We start from the raw sequence: 20,154 nt of genomic DNA, 5'->3' as shown, positions 1-20,154 counted from the left end.
ATTAGCGCTAGGTGCGTCGCTGCCGCCGTTCCTGCTGTGGGGCGCGGGCCGGGATCACGGCTGCCGCCTGCGTACGGTGGGCCAGCCAGATGGTGTGGCGGGTCCCCTTGCCGGGCCGCGCCCGCACCGTCTGGACCTCGACCCGGAAGCCTGCCTGTTGCAGCCGCCGGGTAAAGCGGGTATCCGGTGTGGCGGACCAGATGGCCAGCACACCGCCGGGGCGCAGGGTCCGTTGTGCCGCCGCCAGCCCGGACGGCGAGTACAGCCAGTCGTTGCCGTGGTGCGTCATGCCCTCGGGGCCGTTGTCCACGTCCAGCAGCACGGCGTCGTAGTTGGCGTGGCCACGGCGCAGCAGCTCGGCCACATCCCCCACATGGACGCGGGTGCGGGAATCGCGCAGCGGGAAAGCCGCGCACGCCCCCAGCGGGCCTTTGTTCCACTCCACGACCTCCGGCACCAGTTCGGCCACCGTGACCACGCCCCTCGGTCCCAGCGCCTTCAGGGCGGCGGCCAGCGTAAAGCCCATGCCCAGGCCACCCACCAGCACGCGCGGCGCGGGGCGGCCAGCGATCACCGCGCAGCCCAGCTCGGCCAGCGCGTCCTCGGAGGCGTGCATGCGGCTGTTCATCAGCTCACTGATATAGCCCGAGATCTGGATGGAAAACTCCAGTTGTTCGCCCCGGCGGTACAGGCACAGTTCCTGCTGGGTGCCGGGAATGGGGGCGCGGGCCAGCGGCACCCAGGGAATCACGCGGAGTCCAGGGGCGCGCGGGCCACCACAGGGCATGGGGCATTCAGGAACACGGCAGAGGTCAGGAGTCGCGCAGGCATCGGATCAACTCTACCTGTCCCCAGCATTTTCCGGCGGTTTCTCGCTGCGGCAGAGGGTATCGGCGCGTTTGAGCAGCGTGGGAAGGCGGTGTGGCCCAGCCATCCGGACGATCTGTGCCGCTGCCTGGACAACGTCGGTCCCCGCCGCCGTGACGAACAGGGGATTGAGGCTGCCACCACGCGTCACGGCCAGCGCATGGCCCGAACCCTGAAACGCCGTTTTCGCCACGCCGATGATCGGGATTTGTCGGCTCAGCGCCGCGAACAGGTGTGCGCCCAGGCCAGCGCGTCCGCCCACGTCCAGGGTCACGTACCCGTCGATCACCACCGCGTCCAGCCTGTGTGCCTGGACCGCCACTTCCAGCAGCGCCAGCAGACACGGCAGTTCCCGCTTGTAGAACTCGCCGGGCTGATACGGCTGCACCTCCGGGACAGAGACGACCAGTTCCCACGTCGGCGCGGCGTCTGTCCAGTCCTGAAACAGCACGCCAGCAGCCCGCGCCGTGCCGTCTGGGCGGTAATCCACGTCGGTACAGATCAGCATGTCTCCTCCGTCAGCACGTCTCTCCCATCAAACACGTCTCCCCACATTATAAAAGCCGCCCCCACCCGCAGGCAGAGGCGACTCCAGTTCAAAGCTCAGGCGCGGCTGAGGTACTGGCCGGTACGGGTGTCCACCTTGATGTCGATGTCCTGTTCCACGAACAGCGGCACCTGCACCATCGCGCCGGTTTCCAGCTTGGCGGGCTTGGTGCCCCCCGAAGCGGTGTCGCCGCGCAGGCCGGGATCGGTTTCCACGATCTTCAGGATCACCTGATTGGGCAGGGTGATGCTCAGGGCCTTCTCGCCGTACATGGCGACGTCGACCTCGGTGTTTTCCTTCATGAACTTGGAGGCGTCACCCACCAGACTGGGGGGCAGCGTGACCTGCTCGAAGGTTTCCATGTCCATGAACATGTAGTCGTCGCCATCTCTGTACAGGTACTGCATGGTCTTGCCTTCCACGTAGATGTCCTGCAACTTTTCGGTGCTGTTGAAGGTGCGGTCCACGATGCTGCCGGATTCCATGTTGCGGAACTTGGTGACCACCTTCGCGCCGCCGCGTCCCATCTTCAGGTGAGAGTAGTCCAGGCACTCCCACAACCCGCCGTCCATTTCCACCTTGGTGCCGTTTCTCAGTTCGGTAACGCTGATCATGTCTGCTCCTTGAAGGTCTGAATGCTCTGTAAAGCCTGCCTCAGACGCTGTGCCAACCGGGGCCGCCTCTGCCCTTCTGGTGTTCAGAAAAGGCGGGGGCCGCTCGGTGCCGCCCAGCAGTTTAGCAGAAGTGGGATGTGACCGTGCCCGCAGCCCTTCCCCTCTCAGGCTGGGGTTTGCTATGCTGCCAGGGTTGCCCGTCCACCCCCGCCCCCGGCCTTTGCTAAAAAGGTCCGACGAGCGGCGGGGAAGCTCAAGCAGAAGACGGAAAGCGCCAAGGAGAAAAGACGCACATGGAACTGAACGCCCAACCCCGCAAGAGCCGCGAAAAGCTGGCCGAAGGCATGATCCCCGCCGTCGCCTACAACAAGGAAAACAACGTTTCTTTCGCCCTGGACCTCAAGGCGTTCGACCGGGCTTTCCGCCAGACCAGCACCACCGGCCTGTACGACATCACCGTGGAAGGCAGCGAAACCTTCCCCGCACTGGTCAAGGCCATCCAGATGGACAAGCGCCGCCGCGTGCCGATCCATGTGGACTTCTACATGGTCACCTACGGCGAGGCCGTCGAAGTTTCGGTGCCCGTGCATACCAAGGGCAAGAGCCAGGGCGAGATCATGGGCGGCCTGCTGGATACCGTTATCCACAACCTCGCCATCATCGCCCCCGGCCCGCGCCGCATTCCGCAGGAACTGATCGTGGACGTGTCCAAGCTCCAGATCGGTGACCACGTGACCGCCGGACAGATCAACCTGCCCGAAGGCGTCAAGCTGAACGTGGACGCGGATCAGGTTGTCATCAGCCTGCTGCCTCCGCGCATGACCACCGAGGAAGCCGAGGCCGAAACCCAGGCCGCCCAGATCGCTGGTCTGGTCGCTTCGGGCGAGCTGACCGAGGAAGCCGCCGCCGCTGTGCTGGAAGGCGACGCCACCCTGGAAGAAGCCAAGGCCGACATCCTGCCCGAGGCGAGCGAGGACAAAGACACTGCCGGGTCAGACGACAGCAGCGAAGAAGAGCAGTCCTAAACCGCTTTTTACACAGGCCGGGGTTTCCAGTGATGGAGGCTTCCGGCCTTTGCAGCGGTTAAGCAGGCCGGACCTGCAAAACAGGACATTTGAAAGCTGACGCCCCCTCTTGCCCGCGCGGAGGGGTTAAGCTGAGGGGTTCTGCATCATTAGAGGGGCCGAGCAACATGGGCCAGAACTGGAGGTTTAAGAATTATGGCGGAAAAAGACATCGACAAGTTGCTCGCGATGACGGACAGCAAGTACCGCTTGAGTGTCGTGACGGCCAAGCGCGCCCTGCAACTGCGCTCCGGTGCGCCCAGCGTGCTGCCCGTGGAGCAGCGCGTGCGGACCCGCAATCTGGTCACCCAGGCCATGCGCGAGCTGGCCACCGGCCAACTGACCGTGGGCACCGATCTGCTGGACGAGAGCCGTTTTCATCAGGACTACGTGCGCCAGCGTCAGGCCCAGCTTCAGGCCCAGTTGAACGCCGAACGCGAGCGCGAACGCGAGTAAAGATGCGGCAGGGAGAGCGGCGGATGGGATTGTTCCTGTTCGCCGCTTCTCTTTGGGCTATTTCTCTTTAGGCTATGCAAATGGCTTTTGTAGCCACCTAGAAAAACGCCGCTCCAGAAAGGATTTTTTCTATCAAGCGCATGAAATTGACAAAACCCGAATAGAGCGCTATAGTTCTTATCAACACCGCCGAATGAGGCGGCTTTTTTATTGCCTTGTTCGGCGCAAAAGAAACCCCTCTCCTGCGGAGCAGACTGGCTGGTCAAGCTCCGCAACCCTTGCCTCCCTTTTAAGGGGAGGTGCCCCGTAGGGGCGGAGGGGTTAAACCGCAATAGCTCCAGCTATACACCCACCTCCTCGCTCCATCACAAAAAAGAGCGTCCAGCAAGCATTTTTTCAGACCCACCGCATAAATTTGACAATTGCCGAATACCACGCTATCTTATTTACATCACCGCCGAAAGGCGGGCTTTTTATTTTATCCCGTGATCCAGCACATCTAAAGCCGTTCTGGCTGTTTCCAGCTCATGCCAGGATTCCCGGCCCGGCGCGGCAACTTTTTGCAGGCGTGCGATGTCGGCCTCAATCTGATGGCAAATCACCCCACCGCCCAGACGCAGCAGCAGCGGTCCGTATTTCAGCGCGGCGTCGAGCGGCATTCCCTCATAGGCCAGGTCCGCACCCTCGGCCCGCTCCAGCCGCAGCACGGGGTAAGACCAGTATCCGGCGATCAGGCGTTCGGCACGGACGTGGTAGCCCGTCGCACGCGCCCACAGGCGGATCAGGAGGGCGGAGTCGTTGGGTTGCAAGACGAGCGCTGGAGGCAACCTCTCCCCTGCCCGCTCCAGAATGCCCCGGATGGTGTACGCGCCCATGCCACACAGGCTGGCGCTGCCCAACTCGCCGGGCAGAATAGGGCCGAAGCCGTCGCCCTCACGGACTTCGATCTGGGCTTCCAGTCTGGACCGCGCCACGCTGCGCCTCGCCTGTTCCAGCGGGCCGGGATTGAGTTCCACAGCGACGCACCGCTCCGCACGGCCTTCCCGAATCAGGCGCACGGGCAGGCGGGCGTGGTCACTCCCAATATCAGCGTGAACATCGGTGCGAATCATTTCCAGTACGGCTTCCAAACGGGCATCAAGGGTGGGCGTCGGCATCTACCTTCCCTGACTCGGCGTGGGCGGGTGGGCCGTGCAGGCGGCTCAGGACCGAGCTGTAGACGCCCACGGCCAGAATCACGGCGGCGATGGCCGCGCCGTAGACCAGAATGCTGTTGTCGCCCGTCCATTCCAGCGCCACCGCGAAGAAATTGACCGCCAGCGCCGTGACCACCACGCCCAGCAGCTTTTGCTTCAGGTCATCAAACGAATCCACGTGCAGCCACTCCGGCACGTTCTGAAGCCGCCCGACGAACAGCCCCTGCAAGCCCAGGCCGATGATCAGCAGGGCTACGCCCACCAGCAGCGTGTCGGCCTGCTCCACGGCGGCCACCAGCAGGTGCTTGGTGGTCTCGGGTTCGCCCAGATGCTGGAAGGCGTCGCCGATGGTGTGATACGCCTGCACAATCGCCACGATGAACAGCGCCAGACTGAAGGCCAGCGAGCTGAACACGCCCAGTTCCACGATCAGCCGCGTGAAACCGAAGGCGCGGCCCAGCATCCGGGCCGCGCGCGCTGCCTGCTTCTGCGCCATCAGTCCTTTTCCGTGGGTTCGGGAAGCAGCGCGGTTACCGTGTCGCCCTCGCGGATCACGCCGCCCACGATCACCCGCGCCGTCAGACCGCCGTGACCGCGCACCGCGTTGTAGCCGCCCTCGCCCAGGTTTTCCTCCATGCGCGAACAGGGGTGGCATTCGCCCGTGCCTTCCAGCACCACCTCGCCAATCTGAAAGCGGGCGTCCTTGAGGGCCAGCAGCGACATGCCAGAGACGACGATGTTGCGGCGCAGCAGCTCCGGCGTGACCTGTTCCAGCCCGGCTAGCGCGGCGATCACGGGCAGGTGTTCGGCCTGGATCAGCGTGACCTGCCGTTTGCCGGGGCCACCGGGAATGGATGGATTGGAGGGTCTGGGCGTCGCCTCCAGTTCCCCAGAAAGGGCGGTCAGGCGGGCAGGGGCCATCTTGCCGTGGTCCCCGATCAGGCCGACGAGCGGATGGGCCTCTACCTCCGACACATGCACGGGCGTTTTGCGGCGGGCCGGGCGCACTCCCAGCCACTCCACCCGTCCGGGGCGGGGAAACGTCGTGCGGAGGTCCTGAATGGTCTTCACGCCGCCCATGCTATCCGCTCCGCGTTTTGGCATGTACACTGCGGGCATGAGGCGTCTGACCCGACGTGCGTATCGACCCTGCCGCCTGCGGTAGGAGGTCAGTCTTAGCCTGAAATCCAAATCCCCAAGCGGCGCAGCCAGAACGGTTTGCGTCGCCTTTTCTTTGTGGAGTCCATATGAACGAAATTCGCCGGAACGTGCCTGTAGACGAGCAGATTGAAATCCTGAGACGCGGCGTGGTTGATCTGGTCACAGAAGATGACCTGCGCCGAAAGTTAGCAACGGGCAAACCCTTGCGCGTCAAGCTGGGCGCGGACCCCACCCGTCCTGATCTGCACCTGGGCCATGCGGTGATCCTCCGTAAGATGCGGCAGTTTCAGGATCTGGGCCACAAGGTCATCATGCTGATCGGCGACTTTACCGCCATGATCGGTGACCCCAGCGGCAAGAGCAAAACGCGCCCGCCACTGACGCTGGAAGAAACCCGCGCCAACGCGCACAGCTACCTGGAGCAGTGCCGCCTGATCCTGCGCGGCGAGCCGGAGGTGCTGGAAATCCGTTACAACGGCGAATGGCTGGAGCCGATGGGCTACGCCGACGTGATCCGCCTCGCCAGCAAGTACACCGTGGCCCGCATCCTGGAGCGCGACGACTTCACCAAACGCCTGCAAGCCCAGACCCCGATCAGCCTGCACGAGCTGCTGTACCCGGTCACGCAGGGCTACGACTCGGTGGCACTGGAGGCAGATGTGGAGCTGGGCGGCACCGATCAACTGTTCAACAATCTGGTGGGCCGCGCCCTGCAACGCGATTACGGCCAGGAGGCGCAGGTGGTCATGACCCTGCCGCTGCTGGTTGGCCTGGACGGCACTGAGAAGATGTCCAAAAGCCTGGACAACTACATCGGCCTGACCGACGAACCGCACGTCATGTTTGCCAAATTGATGAAGGTACCTGACGCACTGCTGGAGAATTACTTTACTTTGCTGACCGATCTGCCGAAGACCGAGATTGCAGAGCTTCTGGCCGGACATCCAGTCGCCGCCCACCGCGAACTGGCCCGCGCAGTGGTGCCGTGGTTTTACCCTGACGCCGATCTGGACGGGGCCGAGGAACGCTTCAAGAGCGTGGCGAAGGGTGGCATTCCCGACAACATCCCGGCCATCAACGTCACGGCAGGGCTGGACGACAGCATTGACGCAGACCGCATCAGCATGGCAAAACTGATCGTGCTGGCGGGCCTGGAACCCAGCAACGGCGCGGCCCGCAAGCTGATCCAGAACCGGGGGCTGAAGCTGAATGGCGAGACCTACACCGATCCGCAGGGGCAACTGACGCGGGCCGAGCTGGCGGCAGAGGGCGGCGCGGTCATTCAGAAGGGCAAGGACAAGTTCGCGCGGCTGATTCTGGAGTCCTGACCCACCCGGCGTCTTCACGGGGCCTTCACGGACCTCTTGTGCGGCAGGCGAATCGGGGAGAAATCCAAAAGTTATGCACAGGCTGCTGTGGATAACCACAGGGCCTGTAGAGAATGTCCTGGACAATCAAAAGGATTCGCTCTGTTCTGGACTTATCCACAGGCAAGGTGTGGATAAACCCTGTGCCTGTGGATAAAAAATCTGACCCGCCCCTGACGTTTGAAGTCGGGGCGGGTCAGTCTTTAAAATCAGTTGCTAAAAACCGCAATCAGAACTGAGAAACCACGCCCTCGTCTCGCAGGGCCTCCACGCGCAGCATGTTGGTGGTGCCCTGCACACCGAAGGGCACGCCCGCCGTGATCACGTAACGGTCCCCGATGTCGGCCAGACTGCTCTTTTTCAGTTCCTTGTTGGCAATGCGGACCATGTCGTCGGTGCTGCGCGGGTCCTCGCTGAGCATCGGCACGACGCCCCAGCTCAGGGCCAACTGGTTGCGGGTCACTTCATTGGGGGTCAGGGCCAGAATCGCCAGTGGCGGACGGTTCTTGGCAATACGCAGGGCCGCCCCGCCCGTGCTGGTAAAGGCCACGATGGCCGATGCCCCCAGCTTGGCCCCGATGTTGCAGGCCGAGTAGGCAATCGAATCCTGAGCCAGCGTGGTATCGATCACCAGTTGGCGCTGGAGCATGCTGTAATGCTCGCTGGATTCGGCCTCGCGGGCAATGCGGTCCATCATCGCCACCGATTCCACAGGGTACAGGCCCGCCGCCGATTCCGCCGAGAGCATCACCGCGTCGGTGCCGTCGTAGATGGCGTTCGCCACGTCGCTGGCCTCAGCGCGGGTGGGGCGCGGCAGGCTGATCATGCTTTCCAGCATCTGCGTGGCGGTGATGACTGGCTTGCCCGCCTCACGGCACAGGCGGATCAGGCGTTTCTGGATGGTGGGCACCTGCTCGGCACGCATTTCCACGCCCAGATCGCCGCGCGCCACCATGATTCCGTCCACTTCCTTGAGGATGTCCTCGAAACGGTCCACGGCCTGCGGCTTTTCAATTTTCGCCATCAGCTTGGCGCGGCTGCCGAAGCGCGACAGGTAGTGGCGGGCCAGCAGCAGATCATCGCGCGAGCGCACGAAGCTCAGGGCCACCCAGTCCACGCCCAGTTCCGCGCCGAATTCCATGTCCGACACGTCCTTGTCGGACAGGGCAGGCACGCTCAGATCGGCCTCGGGAACGTTGATGCCCTTGTTGTTTTTCAGGACGCCGCCGATCACCACGCTGGTCAGGATGTCGTTGCCGCGCATGCTCTCCACGCGCAGGGCCATGTTGCCGTCGTCCAGCAGCAGCGCCATGCCGGGATGCACGTCGCGGATCAGGTCCTTGTAGGTGGTGGAGACCCGCTCAGCATTACCCTCCACATCGTCCATCGTGATGGTGAAGTGATCGCCCGCCGACAGCGTCACGGACCCTTCCGCAAAGCGCCCGACGCGAATCTTGGGACCCTGCAAATCCTGCAAGATGCCCACAGTGATGCCTTTCTGGGCGGCCAGTTCACGAACCATGTTGTAGGTCTGGCGGTGGTCCTCGGGATCGCCGTGGCTGAAGTTCATGCGGACGACGTTCAGGCCCGCGTCCATCATGCGGCCCAGCACTTCCGGGCTGCGGCTGGCAGGCCCGACGGTGGCGACGATCTTGGTGGCTCGGTCAAAATGTTTCATGTGATTGCCTCGTTTTGCCGCACCCTCAGCGAACCAGTGTGCGGGTGAAATTGGAAGTGATTCCAGTCGGAGTTGAGGGGTTGAATTTCAAGAAAGCGGCGGACCCTGGAGTTTTTTCGATCTTCCAGCGTCCGCCGCCTGTATTTTCTCGTTACCTGAGCGCCTTGCGGCCCGGATACACCGCGCGGTCTCCCAGCATTTCCTCGATCCGCAGCAGTTGGTTGTACTTGGCGATGCGGTCCGAACGGCTGGCCGATCCGGTCTTGATCTGCCCGGCATTGGTGGCCACGGCCAGATCGGCGATGAACGAATCCTCGGACTCGCCGCTGCGGTGGCTGATGATGGTGCCGTAGTGGTGGCGCTTGGCCAGTTCGATGGCGTCCATGCTCTCGGTCAGCGAGCCAATCTGGTTGACCTTGACCAGAATCGCGTTGCCCACACCGGTATCGATGCCGCGCTGGAGGCGTTCGGGGTTGGTCACGAACAGATCGTCACCCACCACTTGCACCTTGTCGCCGATCCTGGTGGTCAGCGCCTGCCAGCCGTCCCAATCGTCCTCCGCCAGTCCGTCCTCGATGCTCACGATGGGGTAGCGGCTGGCCCAATCCGCCCAGAAATCCACCATCTCGGCGGTAGAAAGCACGCGACCCTCGCTTTCCAGGTGGTACTTGCCGTCCTTGTACAGCTCGGTGACGGCGGGATCAATCGCGATGCAGATGTCCTTGCCTGCCTCGTACCCGGCCTTCTCGATGGCCTCCAGTAGCACTTCCAGCGCTTCCTCGTTGCTCTTCAGGTCCGGTGCAAAACCGCCCTCGTCGCCGACGTTGGTGTTGTATCCACGCCCGCTCAGCACTTTCTTGAGGCTGTGGAAGGTCTCGGCACCGTAGCGCAGCGCCTCGCGGAAGCTGGGCGCACCCACCGGCATGACCATGAACTCCTGAAAATCCACCGAGTTGTCCGCATGCGCGCCGCCGTTGATCACGTTCATCATCGGCACGGGCAGCGTCTTGGCGTTGCTGCCGCCCAGATAGCGGTACAGCGGAATGTTCAGTTCCTCGGCGGCGGCGCGGGCGGTGGCCAGACTGACGGCCAGGATGGCGTTGCCGCCCATCTTGCCCTTGTTGGGCGTGCCGTCCAGCTCCATCAGTGCGGCGTCCACTGCGCCCTGATCGCTGGCGTCCATGCCCACCACGGCTGGCCCCAGCGCCTCGTTGACGTTCCCCACAGCCTTCTGCACGCCTTTACCGCCGTAGCGTGCGCCACCGTCGCGGAGTTCCAGCGCCTCGTGGGTGCCGGTGCTGGCCCCACTGGGAACGATGGCGCGGCCCACGTAGCCGCTATCCAGATGCACTTCAGCTTCCACGGTGGGGTTTCCGCGCGAGTCCAGCACTTCACGGGCGATCACTTTTTCAATGTTCATGACGAGTCCTCCCGAACGCCACCCCTGCACCCGATCTGGAATCAAAGGGGCGAGTAGGTGTATCTCGGACACTATAAGCGCCAGACGCCAGCAGGGGTAAGGGCGGTCTAAATCAGGTGGACACTCCGGGCAACCGATCCGTAAAGTGACCCATGTCCGATGAAATTCGCGCACTGGAACGTGCCCGACTTAAGGCGCTGGTCTCCGGCGATATGAAAACCGCGTTCCAGCTTCACGCCCCGGACTTTGAACTCATCACGCCCAGCGGCATGCGCCTGACCAGAGATCAATATCTGTGTGCCATTGCTGCCGGACACCTGAAATACCTCGTCTGGGAACCCATTTCAGAGATTGAAGTCCGCCATTACGGCAACGCGGCGTTCATCCGCTACTGCTCCAGGCTGGATGTGGTTTCAGGCGAGCCGCAGGAAGTCGCTAACGATGTTCCTGCCGGGCCGCCCGGCACTTACTGGCACACGGATTTGTACGAACGGCGTGCAGGCGGCTGGCAGGTGGTGTGGTCACAGGCCACCCAGATCGACAGGACCTAAAATCGGAAAAACACGCGCTGGACCGGGAGTTATCCACAAAAGTTATCCACAGGCGGAATATTGTGGATAACTTTGTTGAAAACCGACTTATTTTCTCGCGGAGTGAAAATGGAGTGGGGATGCCACCAACAGGATGCCTCGTAACGGCCTCCACTGGCCCCTTAGACGCGCAGCGTGACCATGACAGCCATGTAGCCACCTCCGCCACTCGCGCGGAAGATTGCGGGGCTTGTGGAGCCGGAGAACAGAAGTTCGGCCTCACCCTCGATTGGGCCGAGGGCATCAAGGACGTGGCGGGCGTTGAAAGCCAGGCTCATGGCCGGTTCCACGCCGCCCTGCGTGACGGTCAGAGTGTCCTGCGCGCGCCCATAATCGCCCTCGGCGGCCAGGCGCAACTGTCCCTCGGACACCAGAAATTCCACGCGGTTGTTGGCGTTTTTGTCGGCCAGCACAGCGACGCGGTTGACGGCTTCCTTGAGGGCGGTGGCAGGCAGCGTGACCTGAAGCTTGATGTCCTTGGGAATCACGCGCTCGTAATCCGGGAAGTCGCCGTCCAGCAGCTTGAGGTTCATCCGCACGCGGTCCGTGGTCACGCTGAGCATGCCCTCGCCGTAGGTGAACCGGGCCTCGCCGTCCTTCAGCACGCGGATCAGCTCATCGACGCTGCGGGCGGGAATGATCAGGTTCCGGCCATCGCCGCTGACCGGGAAATCGCGGATGGCCACGCGGTAGCCGTCGCTGGCCACCACGCGTGCCGAGCCGGTATCCGCGTGGTGTTCGAGCTTGATGCCCCGGAAGACCGCCTGAAACGCCTCGTTGCTGGCGGCGTAGCGCACGCTGCCCAGGGCGCGGGCCAGTTCCTCGGCGTTCAGGCTCAGATCGGCGTTGCTGGGGAAGCTCAGGGGCGGGTACGCCTCGGTGTCGCCGGTCTGCAACTTGAAATCCGAGCCGCCCGAACGCACCGCCAGCTCCTGCCCCACCAGCTCCAGCTCCACCAGTTCGCCGCCCAGATTGCGGACGATCTGCGCGAACAGGTGCGCGGGAACGACGAAATCCTTCGGCTCCTGCACCTCGGCGGGCACGAAGCACGACAGATCGATTTCCAGGTTTGTGCCGCTCAGCGTCAGTCCCGCCTCGCTAGCCTCGACTTTCAGCGAGGTCAGGAGGGGGTTGCTGCTGCGGCTGGGAACCACACGTTCCAGCAGACCCAGGCCCTCGCTCAACGTTTTTTTGGTGACGTGCGCTTTCATGCCTGGACCTCTGCGGTGACTTGCCTGATTTGCCGGGGTTTGATTTTTTGCAGTCTGGCTTTTTTCTGCGCGGATTCCATCTGGAGATTCTGGCTCATTTCAGGGTCTCACTTTTTGGACTGAGTCTAGATTTTAAGGATTGCCTTCCAACGCCTATCTCTTACCTGTCTTTATTAACTATAAAAGATAGTAGTAGTAGTAATAGGGCCTGTGGAAACTGTGGAAAAGTACCTTGCGACTGCGCTGGGCGCGCGTTTGGCCTGTGGACAAAATTGTGGATAAGTGGCACTTGCCTGTGGATAACCTGTGGATAAAAAGGGGGGTTATCCACAGGGGTTGAAAAAGCCCGAGTTATCCACAATTTTATCCACAGAAAAAACGGGGTTATCCACAGGTTATCCACAGGGTTATCCACAGCTTGTGAAACTCCGCACACCGTTTTGGAACGGGTTTTGGAACTTATTTAATCGAGTGCAGAATCGAGTAGTGCGATTATGTATCAAAATCGTCCTCATCCAGCCCCTGCATTTTGCGGCGCAGCAACTCCACGGAGGCCGTGACCTCCTGATCCTTGCCCAGTTGCTCCGTGACCTTGTTGATGCCGTGCATGATCGTGGAGTGGTCCTTGCCGAAAAACTGCCCGATTTCCGGCAGAGAGTGGTCCGTCAGGTCACGGATCAGGTACTGGGCCACCTGACGGGGCACCACCACCTCACGCACCCGGCCCGCGCCACGGATCACGTCTGGGGGCATGTTGTAATGGGCTGCCACCTGCCGCAGCACGTCGATCATCTCGACCTTGACCTCCTGCGGCGCAAAGACGTTGCTCAGGGCCTTGGCGGCCACGGCACGCGAGAAAGGCACGTTGTTCAGGCTGGAAAAGGCCACGACGCGCATCAATGCGCCCTCCAGTTCACGGATGTTCTTGGTGACCTGCCGGGCGATCAGTTCCAGCACTTCCTGCGGGATATCGATGCGGTTGTGTTCGGCGTTCATCTTGAGAATCGCCACACGCGTCTCGTACTCCGGCGACTGGATATCAGTGATCAGGCCCCACTCGAAACGGCTTCTGAGACGGCCTTCCAGCGTCTGAATGTCCTTGGGCGGACGGTCCGAGCTGAGGATGATCTGCTTGTGGTTCTCGTAGAGCGCATTGAAGGTGTGGAAGAACTCCTCCTGCGTGCGCTCCTTGCCCGCCAGAAACTGGATGTCATCGACCAGCAGCAGGTCCACGCTGCGGTAGCGGTTGCGGAACTGGGTCATCTTGTCGTCGCGGATGGCGTTGATCAGGTCATTGGTAAACGACTCGGTGGACACGTATTCGATGCGTTTGTCGGGAAAACGCTCGGACATGTAGTGGCCTACCGCGTGCATCAGATGGGTCTTGCCCAGGCCTACATCCCCGTAGATGAACAGTGGGTTGTACGCCTTGCCAGGGGATTCGGCCACGCCCATCGCCGCCGCGTGGGCGAGGTTGTTGTTCGGCCCCACCACGAAGTTCTCGAAGGTGTATTTGGGATTCAGCCGCTTGCGGTTCTCGGCCTGATCCTGCGCCGAGGGGCCGCCGGGTGCGCTGGGCGGCGGCCTGCTGGGCGGGGGCGGCGGGTCGGCGGGTGAAAAGAGGGTGTCCTGCGAGGCAGGCAGCACCTGAAAGCTGACCTGCGGATTCTGCGCGCCCAGCGAGCGCAGGGCGTCTTCGAGCAGTTCCAGATAGTGCTTGCGGAACCACTCCTGCGCAAACGAGTTGCGGACGCCCAGCACCAGCGAACCTTCCTTGACCCCCAGGTTTTTGACCGGGGCAAACCAGGTGTGGTACTCGACTTCCGAGATATTTTTGCGGACGTACCCCAGCACGTCCGACCAGATTTCCTGCGAGATAGGCGCGCACCTCCCTTACGTAATGCGTAGCGTGGGGCAGCATATCACCCATATCCCGGCCTCCCGGCCAGGTTCGGTGAGCCGATTAGCCGCCCAGCGACGCCAGAATTTCCGCCTCGCGCTCAGGCGTCAGGGTGTATTGAAGGTCTGCGTCTTTGCTCCATTCCCGCGTATCGCGCGCCGTCGTCGCCGGGTCAGTCAGGGTCAAGCCCGCTGCCATCGCCCGCGCGTTGTCCACGTCCATCATGCCGCCCTGCTCGCCATGTGCGGAGAGATAGACGGGCAGTTCTCTGGAGCCTAGACCGTTCGTTTCCAGTGTCTTGCTGTTCACCCAGACCGGACCTGAGACGCCCAGCACCCCCATGAAGTCGGCCCAGCTTATTCTTGGCCCGGACATGTTGAAGGTGCCGTCTGTTCCGTCCTCTACCACCTTGACCGTGAAACGCGCCAGATCGCGGGCGTCGATGATCTGGAGGGAATCCTGGCCGTCACCGGGAGCCAGGACCTGCCCACCACGCGCGGCGCGGTCCACCCAGTACGGGTAGCGCGCGGTGTGATCGAACGGCCCGGCGACGATCTGCGGGCGCAGCACCGTGCAGTGTTCGCCGTAGACCTCGTGGACGATGTTCTCGCAGGTGACCTTGAGGGGGCCGTAGGTCTTGCCCGAAACCTCGGTCACGTCCTCGGCGGCGGGTGCGGACAGGGGATCGTCCTCGCGCACCGGATGGCGCTCCGGCTCGGCGTAGACACTGACGGTACTGACGAAGACGTAGCGCCCCACGCGGCCCTGCAAGGCCGAGGCACTGGCGCGGACCTGCTGGGGCGTGTAGCCGCTGACATCCACGCAGGCGTCCCACTCCCGGTCTTCCAGCGCGCTCAGGCCCGCCGCGCCCTCGTTGCGGTCCCCGTGCAGGTGCTTGACAGCTTCGGGCAGTTCATCCTTTGATTTGCCGCGCGTCAGGACCGTGACCTTGTGGCCCGAATCCAGAAACGCCTCCACGATATGCCGCCCCACGAACTGCGTGCCGCCCAGAATCAGGATGTTCATGCCTTTACCATAGAGCGCTTTATCTGGCCGGGCGGGCAGAATGGGCGGCATGAAAGTTCGCTTCACGCGCCAGGGCGTCCGCGTCCGCATCGATGATCTGGAACTGGCTGCGCTGCAAAGAGGTGAGGCGGTGACGCTGGAGACGCTGTGGCCGGGCGGAGGCTGGACACTCAGTCTCGATCCGCTTTCGGATGGGGTTGAAGGCGTTGACGGTCATCTGCGCGCCGGGATGAAAAGTCTGCTGCCTGAGCTGGCCGAACCTGCGCGCGAGGGCGTGACATTGCCGGGGCCGCCGCGTGTGGATGTGGAGAAGGATTTCGGGCCTCAGCATGGGTGACCGGCTCCGCGATGTTCCAGGGTTGCCCCCATGGTCCCACCCCTCAGTCCGCTACGCGGCCAGCTCCCCTCAAAAGGGAGCCAAGAAGAGCTGTTCACTCAGCGCCGCGCCCACCGTCCGCCCACTTCCTCGGCCAGGCCCATCAGTTGCAGCATGACCAGCGCGGTCTGAAGCTCGGGCAGCGGCAGGCCCGTCGTGGCCTGGAGATCGTCCAGCGTGGCGGGGGCGGTCAGGGACTTCAGCACGCGGGCCTGCTCGGGCGGCAGGTCGGGAATAGGGGCGGCGGGGGCCTGCCCCCAGCCCAGTTCATCCAGCACGTCCTGGGCCGTTTCGGTCAGCACCGCGCCGTCGCGCAGCAGGGCATGGGGGCCAGCGGCGCGGGGATCGCCCGCCCGGCCAGGAACCGCGAAGACCGTGCGCCCGCACTCCAGTGCATGGGTGGCGGTGATCAGCGAACCGGATTTACGCTCGCCCTCCACCACCAGCGTGCCAGCGCTCAGGGCTGCGATCAATCGGTTTCTCGTTGGAAAGTGGTGCTGCGCCGGGCCAGTGTCCAGCGGGTATTCGCTGATCAGGGTCAGGCGTTCGGCCAGCCGCTCGTTCTCGCGCGGGTAGATCACGTTGACGGCGCAGCCCAGCACGCCGATGCTCTGGCCTCCGGCTTCCACCGCCGCGCCGTGGGCCGCCGTGTCGATGCCGCGCGCCAGTCCGCTGACGATCACCACGCCCGCCCGCGCCAGATCGCCGGAAATCCTGCGGGTCAGGCTGACCGCATACGGACTGGCCGCCCGCGTGCCCACGATGCCCACGGCGCGCGGCACCACATCCAGTTCGGGCAGTTCTCCCAGCACCCACAGCACCGGGGGCGGATCGCCCAGAGCCTCCAGCGCCGCCGGATAGCCGTCCAGCCCCCGGCCCAGCAGGGTCACGCCCATGCGCGCGGCCTTTTCCACCTCGGCCTGTGCGCCCGCCGCTGCTTTGGGGTTGCCCATTCCGGCCACACTTTTAGAGTCCAGTCCCGGCACGTCACGCAGTTTCAGCAGGGGCGCATGCAGGGCCGCCCGCGCACTGCCGAAATGCCGCCGCAAAGATTCGATCCTGCGTGGCCCCAGGTTGGGGGTCAGGCGCAGGATCAGCAGGGCCAGTAATTCGGAGGCGGCGTCGGGAGTCTGGGCGGCAGTGGTCACGCGGTCAGCATAGCGGGCAGCCTCTATCGGTGCGCCGCCCCTTCATTGTTACGCCTCGGGGTTGCGGTGAAAACGGCGGCGGAAGCGGGCGTGCAGGTTCTGCGTGTTTTCTGCCGTCTGGGCCGCCACCGCGCTGTGAATGATGCGGCCCCCGCGTGAGGTGGCTCCCACCACCAGACCCGCCGCGATCAGCACCAGATTCTTGATGATGTACTGCCCTTCCAGGGTGGGCACCCACGGCACGATCTTGAACGTTTCGGCAGGAAAGAACACCAGCGGCAGGAACGTGCCCGCCATCTGCGCGAACAGCAGCAGCAGGGTCAGGCGCAGGAAACGCCCCGACAGCAGCCCCAATCCGATCAGGCATTCCCAGGTGGCCAGCACGGGCAGGCTGACATTGGGCGGGACGTGGCCGAAGGTCAGGATCGAGATGGTGTTGGTGGCGAGGTCCTGGGCCACGCTGATCCCTGGAAAGAACTTCTGCACGCCGAACCAGAAGAACACCACGCCCAGCGCCAGCCGCAGCAGCAGAATGCCGTGCCGCGCCCACCAGCCCACCATGCGGAGTTCCAGCGCATCGATCTTCCAGGCCAGCGAGGTGTTGTGGTGGGGCAACGGAAGAGGGAGGACGGCGTTGAGATCAGTTTTTGGTGAGGTCATAAACAGCTCCGTTGGCGTCAGGTTTCGCTTGTCTACCTGTATGCGGACCCGGCCCAATTGGATGACTCCTGCCCTAAAAGTGATTTAAACCCTAAGGGAAACAGATAATGTGGGCATGTTTCTCACCCTGTATTTTTGCCTGAGCATGGCCGTCTGTTCTGCCCATGAAGGAACATGAATGTCCTCGTGTGGGTTGTATTCCTGAAACCTTGAGCGTTTCCCGGAAGTTTTAAAGAAAAGTTTTAAAGATTTGAGCGGACCCCGTGGCACTTCGCGGTTCAGGTCAGTTTCTTTGAACTGATCTCCACCCGGTTGCGCCCCCCATCTTTGGCCGCGTACAGCGCGTCATCGGCAGCCTGCACCACGTCCTGTGCCGTCAGCGCGGCGGGGTTCAGGTGGGCGATGGCGGCCCCTACGCTCATGGTTAATCGGAATTCAGGCCGCACGGTTGACCAGTCATAGCTCTCAATCGTTCGGCGCAGGTCCTCACATAGCTCCAGCGTGGCTGCCTCGCTGGCCCCGGTCAGCAGCAGCACAAACTCCTCACCGCCGTAACGGGCCAGCAGGTCCCCCTGCCGCACCCGGCCCCGTAGCAGCGCGGCCACCTGACGCAGCACCTCATCCCCGACGAGGTGCGAGAAGCGGTCGTTCACCGACTTGAAGTGGTCTATGTCGCACAGCACCACGCTGACCTGCTGGGTGGGCGACAGGCCAGCCAGGGCCGCGTTAAAGGCGCGGCGGTTGGGCAGTCCGGTTAAGGCGTCCTCGTTGGCATACTGCTCCAGGCGGGCCATTAAATCGGCGGTCTGGGCCTGGGCGGTTTGAAGGTCGCGGTTGGTTTCTTGCAGCCGGGCGTTCAGATCACTCAGTTCCTCATTGCGGCGCTGGGTGGCCAGCCGTTCGCGCTCAGTCTGTTCCAGCTCAAACTGGACCCTGAGGCTCTGGAGCCGCTGATCGGATTCGGTGCTGAACAGTTCGCCCTTGAGCTGGAGATGCTGCCCCAGGTGGGTGAGCGCTTCGTGGTAATGGCCCGAGTCGCGGTACAGCCGGGACAACGTCAGATGAACCTCGCACAGCTCACCGCAGAACTGGCCCTGTTCGGCCAGAGTCCGTGCGCGGTGCAGGCTGCTCAGAGCCTCCTCCAGCTCACCAGTCAGACCCAGCAAGATGCCCAGACGCAGGAGCCCCTCGACCTGCCCCTGCTCATCGCCAATTTTCTGGCAAATCGTCAGGCTCCGGTCAAACAGATGCCGCGCCTCGTCCAGGTTTCCCTGTTGCTGGGCCACCCTTCCCAGGAGCAGATCAAGATCGGCAATGTCAACCTGATTCCCGTCCTTCAGCAGCTCGCTGGCCTTCAGATACATCGCCTGGGCTTCCGGGAACTGCCCGAGTTTAAAATGGGCGTAACCAGCGTTACGCAGCGCCAGGGGACGGATGGAATCGTCTTCGGCCTCTATTTTTAGGCAGGCGGTGGCGGCCTCTAAAGCGTCTTCATGCCGCCCCATGTCGTTGTAAGAAACACTGAGATTGTTGAGTGCGCGCCGTTCTAAAACTGGCAGATCATGCTTTCGCGCGAGGCCCAGCCCCAGCAGGTGGTGATGGACGGCGTTGGGGTGATCACTCACGCTGCTATAAACCACCCCAATGTTGAGCAGGACGTCGGCCTCGCCTTGCACATTTCCCAGGATGACACTCAGGTGTCTGCTCTGCGACAAGAGGTCCAGCGCCTCGGCTGGACGACACTGGCGCGTCCTCACGATGCCCAGCGAATTCAGGGTGTCTCTCTGGCCCGCCTGATCGGCCATCCCGTTGTAGAGGTGAAGCGCCCGCTGAAGCTCCGGTTCCGCCGCGTTGAACTCACCCTGGTACAGCAGTCCGCCCCCCAGGCACAGGGTGGCGCGGGCCAGTTCGGCGTCCTCCAGCGGCTGCGCCAGTACCCTGCGCGACAGAAGGACGGTTTTGTGTGGATCGCTGCGCCGACAGTTCCAGGCCACGTCCAGGGTCTCACGAATCTGATCCAGAGAAAGGGGAGTGGAATCAACGCTGGAAGTGGACATATGCAGATGTGGCTCCAGATGAAAGTCACGCAGCGGGCGGCTTCATTCGAACGGACGACGAAGAGGGCGATGACTGAGAATCAGTAGTGTATGCCACACCACTCCCTCCTCCACAAACAGGACGTTATTTCAGGGGACGTGAACAGGGCTACCGCAAAGTCAGCGTGAAGGGGCTGGGAGTGCGCCACGCTGGAAGGCAAACCCCTCAGTCTGCTTCGCAGCCAGCTCCCCTCAAGGGGAGCCAAGAGGTACAATTCATCGTGCCACGCAGCAATCTCCTTGCCTCCCTTCTAAGGGGAGGTGGCCCGTAGGGCCGGACTGGCACAGCTCCGCAGGAGAGGGGTTAAGCGGGCATGGCAGACTTAAAACCGGACTTGGGGACTTTGCGGTAGCCCTGGGGGACGTGAACAGGCTTGGACAGGGTGAATCATGCTGTTTGGTCTGCTCCTCTTCTTTGCCGTCCCTGCGTCGGCCTGAAATCTTTTTTCTGATGCTGCAATTTGCAGTAGTCCGGAAGGTTTCAAGCAGCCTTGACCCCCAGGAGCAGCAGGTCGGCGATCTGTGGGGCGAATTTTTCGCAAGTCAGATCGCCAGGCAACAGAGATAAAATTCGATCAGCGAAAAATTCGTTATAGGCACGGCGTTTTTCGTCTTCCATGCTGAAGACCAGCGGGCCAGCCCGCTGGTTCATCAACTGACTGGCTCTGGCTACAGAAACGCTATGCAGCGCCATATTCCAGTGGAAGTGCAGCGCCTGAGCCTGACGGGACTGGCAATCACCCAGGCCCGCGAACTGCTTGCCGTCCCGGAACGGAA

General features: G+C 62.7%; 19 protein-coding genes and 1 pseudogene. 5 read left to right on the top strand and 15 right to left on the bottom strand.

Annotation, left to right across the window (positions count from 1 at the left end):
* Positions 1-7: 7 nt before the first annotated feature.
* The 3 genes from BOO71_RS20480 to efp all read right to left on the bottom strand — a co-directional run bounded on the left by BOO71_RS20480 (position 8) and on the right by efp (position 2,028).
* A complete protein-coding gene (locus BOO71_RS20480; protein WP_254843234.1) occupies positions 8-751 on the bottom strand; it encodes a spermidine synthase in 744 nt (247 codons plus the stop codon).
* A 90-nt stretch (positions 752-841) separates the two neighbouring features.
* Complete coding sequence (locus BOO71_RS20475; RefSeq protein WP_075835544.1) at positions 842-1,375, bottom strand: endonuclease V; 534 nt, start codon at positions 1,373-1,375, stop codon at positions 842-844.
* A 95-nt stretch (positions 1,376-1,470) separates the two neighbouring features.
* Positions 1,471-2,028: an elongation factor P gene (gene efp / locus BOO71_RS20470; protein WP_075835541.1), complete on the bottom strand. Its 558-nt coding sequence runs from the start codon at positions 2,026-2,028 to the stop codon at positions 1,471-1,473.
* Between the two features lie 293 nt (positions 2,029-2,321).
* On the opposite strand from efp, the gene BOO71_RS20465 reads away from it, so the two are divergent.
* Positions 2,322-3,053: a 50S ribosomal protein L25/general stress protein Ctc gene (locus tag BOO71_RS20465; RefSeq protein WP_075835539.1), complete on the top strand. Its 732-nt coding sequence runs from the start codon at positions 2,322-2,324 to the stop codon at positions 3,051-3,053.
* 195 nt (positions 3,054-3,248) lie between these two features.
* Entirely contained in the window at positions 3,249-3,548 is a 300-nt protein-coding gene (rpoZ, locus tag BOO71_RS20460) for a DNA-directed RNA polymerase subunit omega (protein ID WP_029479208.1), read from the top strand.
* Between the two features lie 473 nt (positions 3,549-4,021).
* Here the strand turns inward: rpoZ and BOO71_RS20455 are convergent, their stop codons facing one another.
* The 3 genes from BOO71_RS20455 to BOO71_RS20445 are packed head-to-tail and all read right to left on the bottom strand — an operon-like array spanning position 4,022 to position 5,815.
* On the bottom strand, positions 4,022-4,705 hold the full coding sequence (locus BOO71_RS20455) for a tRNA (adenine(22)-N(1))-methyltransferase TrmK (RefSeq protein WP_075835537.1): 684 nt from the start codon (positions 4,703-4,705) through the stop codon (positions 4,022-4,024).
* The gene (locus BOO71_RS20450) at positions 4,686-5,240 is read right to left on the bottom strand and encodes a YqhA family protein (RefSeq protein WP_075835535.1); all 555 of its coding nucleotides are present in this window, start codon (positions 5,238-5,240) and stop codon (positions 4,686-4,688) included. The genes BOO71_RS20455 and BOO71_RS20450 overlap by 20 nt, the downstream gene beginning before the upstream one ends.
* On the bottom strand, positions 5,240-5,815 hold the full coding sequence (locus tag BOO71_RS20445) for an MOSC domain-containing protein (protein WP_083653690.1): 576 nt from the start codon (positions 5,813-5,815) through the stop codon (positions 5,240-5,242). Before BOO71_RS20445 ends, BOO71_RS20450 begins: the two co-directional genes overlap by 1 nt.
* A gap of 176 nt (positions 5,816-5,991) precedes the next feature.
* Between BOO71_RS20445 and tyrS the strand changes: the two genes are divergently transcribed.
* Positions 5,992-7,233 (top strand): tyrosine--tRNA ligase, encoded by a 1,242-nt coding sequence (gene tyrS, locus BOO71_RS20440; protein WP_075835531.1) that lies wholly within the window; start codon positions 5,992-5,994, stop codon positions 7,231-7,233.
* A gap of 268 nt (positions 7,234-7,501) precedes the next feature.
* On the opposite strand, the gene pyk is transcribed toward tyrS, so the two are convergent.
* Positions 7,502-8,950: a pyruvate kinase gene (pyk, locus tag BOO71_RS20435; protein WP_075835529.1), complete on the bottom strand. Its 1,449-nt coding sequence runs from the start codon at positions 8,948-8,950 to the stop codon at positions 7,502-7,504.
* Positions 8,951-9,101: 151 nt separating this feature from the next.
* Entirely contained in the window at positions 9,102-10,370 is a 1,269-nt protein-coding gene (gene eno, locus BOO71_RS20430; protein ID WP_075835527.1) for a phosphopyruvate hydratase, read from the bottom strand.
* Positions 10,371-10,522: 152 nt separating this feature from the next.
* Here eno and BOO71_RS20425 point away from each other — a divergent pair, with 152 nt between their 5' ends.
* Entirely contained in the window at positions 10,523-10,921 is a 399-nt protein-coding gene (locus tag BOO71_RS20425) for a nuclear transport factor 2 family protein (protein WP_075835525.1), read from the top strand.
* Between the two features lie 161 nt (positions 10,922-11,082).
* Here the strand turns inward: BOO71_RS20425 and dnaN are convergent, their stop codons facing one another.
* From dnaN to BOO71_RS20410, 3 genes are all read right to left on the bottom strand, one after another.
* Entirely contained in the window at positions 11,083-12,171 is a 1,089-nt protein-coding gene (dnaN, locus tag BOO71_RS20420) for a DNA polymerase III subunit beta (protein WP_029481201.1), read from the bottom strand.
* 492 nt (positions 12,172-12,663) lie between these two features.
* Positions 12,664-14,025 carry a chromosomal replication initiator protein DnaA gene (gene dnaA, locus BOO71_RS20415; protein ID WP_254843233.1) on the bottom strand — a complete coding sequence of 454 codons (1,362 nt, stop codon included), beginning with the start codon at positions 14,023-14,025 and terminating at the stop codon, positions 12,664-12,666.
* 109 nt (positions 14,026-14,134) lie between these two features.
* Positions 14,135-15,097: an NAD-dependent epimerase/dehydratase family protein gene (locus tag BOO71_RS20410; RefSeq protein ID WP_075835520.1), complete on the bottom strand. Its 963-nt coding sequence runs from the start codon at positions 15,095-15,097 to the stop codon at positions 14,135-14,137.
* 49 nt (positions 15,098-15,146) lie between these two features.
* Here BOO71_RS20410 and BOO71_RS20405 point away from each other — a divergent pair, with 49 nt between their 5' ends.
* Positions 15,147-15,434 (top strand): hypothetical protein, encoded by a 288-nt coding sequence (locus BOO71_RS20405; RefSeq protein WP_075835561.1) that lies wholly within the window; start codon positions 15,147-15,149, stop codon positions 15,432-15,434.
* Between the two features lie 98 nt (positions 15,435-15,532).
* Here the strand turns inward: BOO71_RS20405 and dprA are convergent, their stop codons facing one another.
* The 4 genes and pseudogenes from dprA to BOO71_RS28000 all read right to left on the bottom strand — a co-directional run.
* Positions 15,533-16,621: a DNA-processing protein DprA gene (gene dprA / locus BOO71_RS20400; RefSeq protein ID WP_075835518.1), complete on the bottom strand. Its 1,089-nt coding sequence runs from the start codon at positions 16,619-16,621 to the stop codon at positions 15,533-15,535.
* A gap of 48 nt (positions 16,622-16,669) precedes the next feature.
* A complete protein-coding gene (locus BOO71_RS20395) occupies positions 16,670-17,281 on the bottom strand; it encodes a DoxX family protein (protein WP_083653689.1) in 612 nt (203 codons plus the stop codon).
* A gap of 278 nt (positions 17,282-17,559) precedes the next feature.
* Positions 17,560-19,338, bottom strand: a complete 1,779-nt coding sequence (locus BOO71_RS20390; RefSeq protein ID WP_075835516.1) for a tetratricopeptide repeat-containing diguanylate cyclase — start codon at positions 19,336-19,338, stop codon at positions 17,560-17,562.
* Between the two features lie 520 nt (positions 19,339-19,858).
* Positions 19,859-20,154, bottom strand: a pseudogene (locus BOO71_RS28000) (IS4 family transposase); the annotation flags it as partial.

The sequence above is a fragment of the Deinococcus marmoris genome (genome assembly GCF_001949125.1).
Classification (GTDB): Bacteria; Deinococcota; Deinococci; order Deinococcales; family Deinococcaceae; genus Deinococcus; species Deinococcus marmoris_A.
Note: the sequence above shows the minus strand (reverse complement) of the source record. Positions and strands in the feature narration are given on the sequence as shown.

Excerpts from the sequence above, each read along its gene's own strand:
- BOO71_RS20475 (WP_075835544.1), bottom strand. The coding sequence starts at position 1,375 with ATGCTGATCTGTACCGACGTGGATTACCGCCCAGACGGCACGGCGCGG.
- efp (WP_075835541.1), bottom strand. The coding sequence starts at position 2,028 with ATGATCAGCGTTACCGAACTGAGAAACGGCACCAAGGTGGAAATGGAC.
- BOO71_RS20465 (WP_075835539.1), top strand. The coding sequence starts at position 2,322 with ATGGAACTGAACGCCCAACCCCGCAAGAGCCGCGAAAAGCTGGCCGAA.
- rpoZ (WP_029479208.1), top strand. The coding sequence starts at position 3,249 with ATGGCGGAAAAAGACATCGACAAGTTGCTCGCGATGACGGACAGCAAG.
- BOO71_RS20455 (WP_075835537.1), bottom strand. The coding sequence starts at position 4,705 with ATGCCGACGCCCACCCTTGATGCCCGTTTGGAAGCCGTACTGGAAATG.
- BOO71_RS20450 (WP_075835535.1), bottom strand. The coding sequence starts at position 5,240 with ATGGCGCAGAAGCAGGCAGCGCGCGCGGCCCGGATGCTGGGCCGCGCC.
- tyrS (WP_075835531.1), top strand. The coding sequence starts at position 5,992 with ATGAACGAAATTCGCCGGAACGTGCCTGTAGACGAGCAGATTGAAATC.
- pyk (WP_075835529.1), bottom strand. The coding sequence starts at position 8,950 with ATGAAACATTTTGACCGAGCCACCAAGATCGTCGCCACCGTCGGGCCT.
- eno (WP_075835527.1), bottom strand. The coding sequence starts at position 10,370 with ATGAACATTGAAAAAGTGATCGCCCGTGAAGTGCTGGACTCGCGCGGA.
- BOO71_RS20425 (WP_075835525.1), top strand. The coding sequence starts at position 10,523 with ATGTCCGATGAAATTCGCGCACTGGAACGTGCCCGACTTAAGGCGCTG.
- dnaN (WP_029481201.1), bottom strand. The coding sequence starts at position 12,171 with ATGAAAGCGCACGTCACCAAAAAAACGTTGAGCGAGGGCCTGGGTCTG.
- BOO71_RS20410 (WP_075835520.1), bottom strand. The coding sequence starts at position 15,097 with ATGAACATCCTGATTCTGGGCGGCACGCAGTTCGTGGGGCGGCATATC.
- BOO71_RS20405 (WP_075835561.1), top strand. The coding sequence starts at position 15,147 with ATGAAAGTTCGCTTCACGCGCCAGGGCGTCCGCGTCCGCATCGATGAT.
- BOO71_RS20395 (WP_083653689.1), bottom strand. The coding sequence starts at position 17,281 with ATGACCTCACCAAAAACTGATCTCAACGCCGTCCTCCCTCTTCCGTTG.
- BOO71_RS20390 (WP_075835516.1), bottom strand. The coding sequence starts at position 19,338 with ATGTCCACTTCCAGCGTTGATTCCACTCCCCTTTCTCTGGATCAGATT.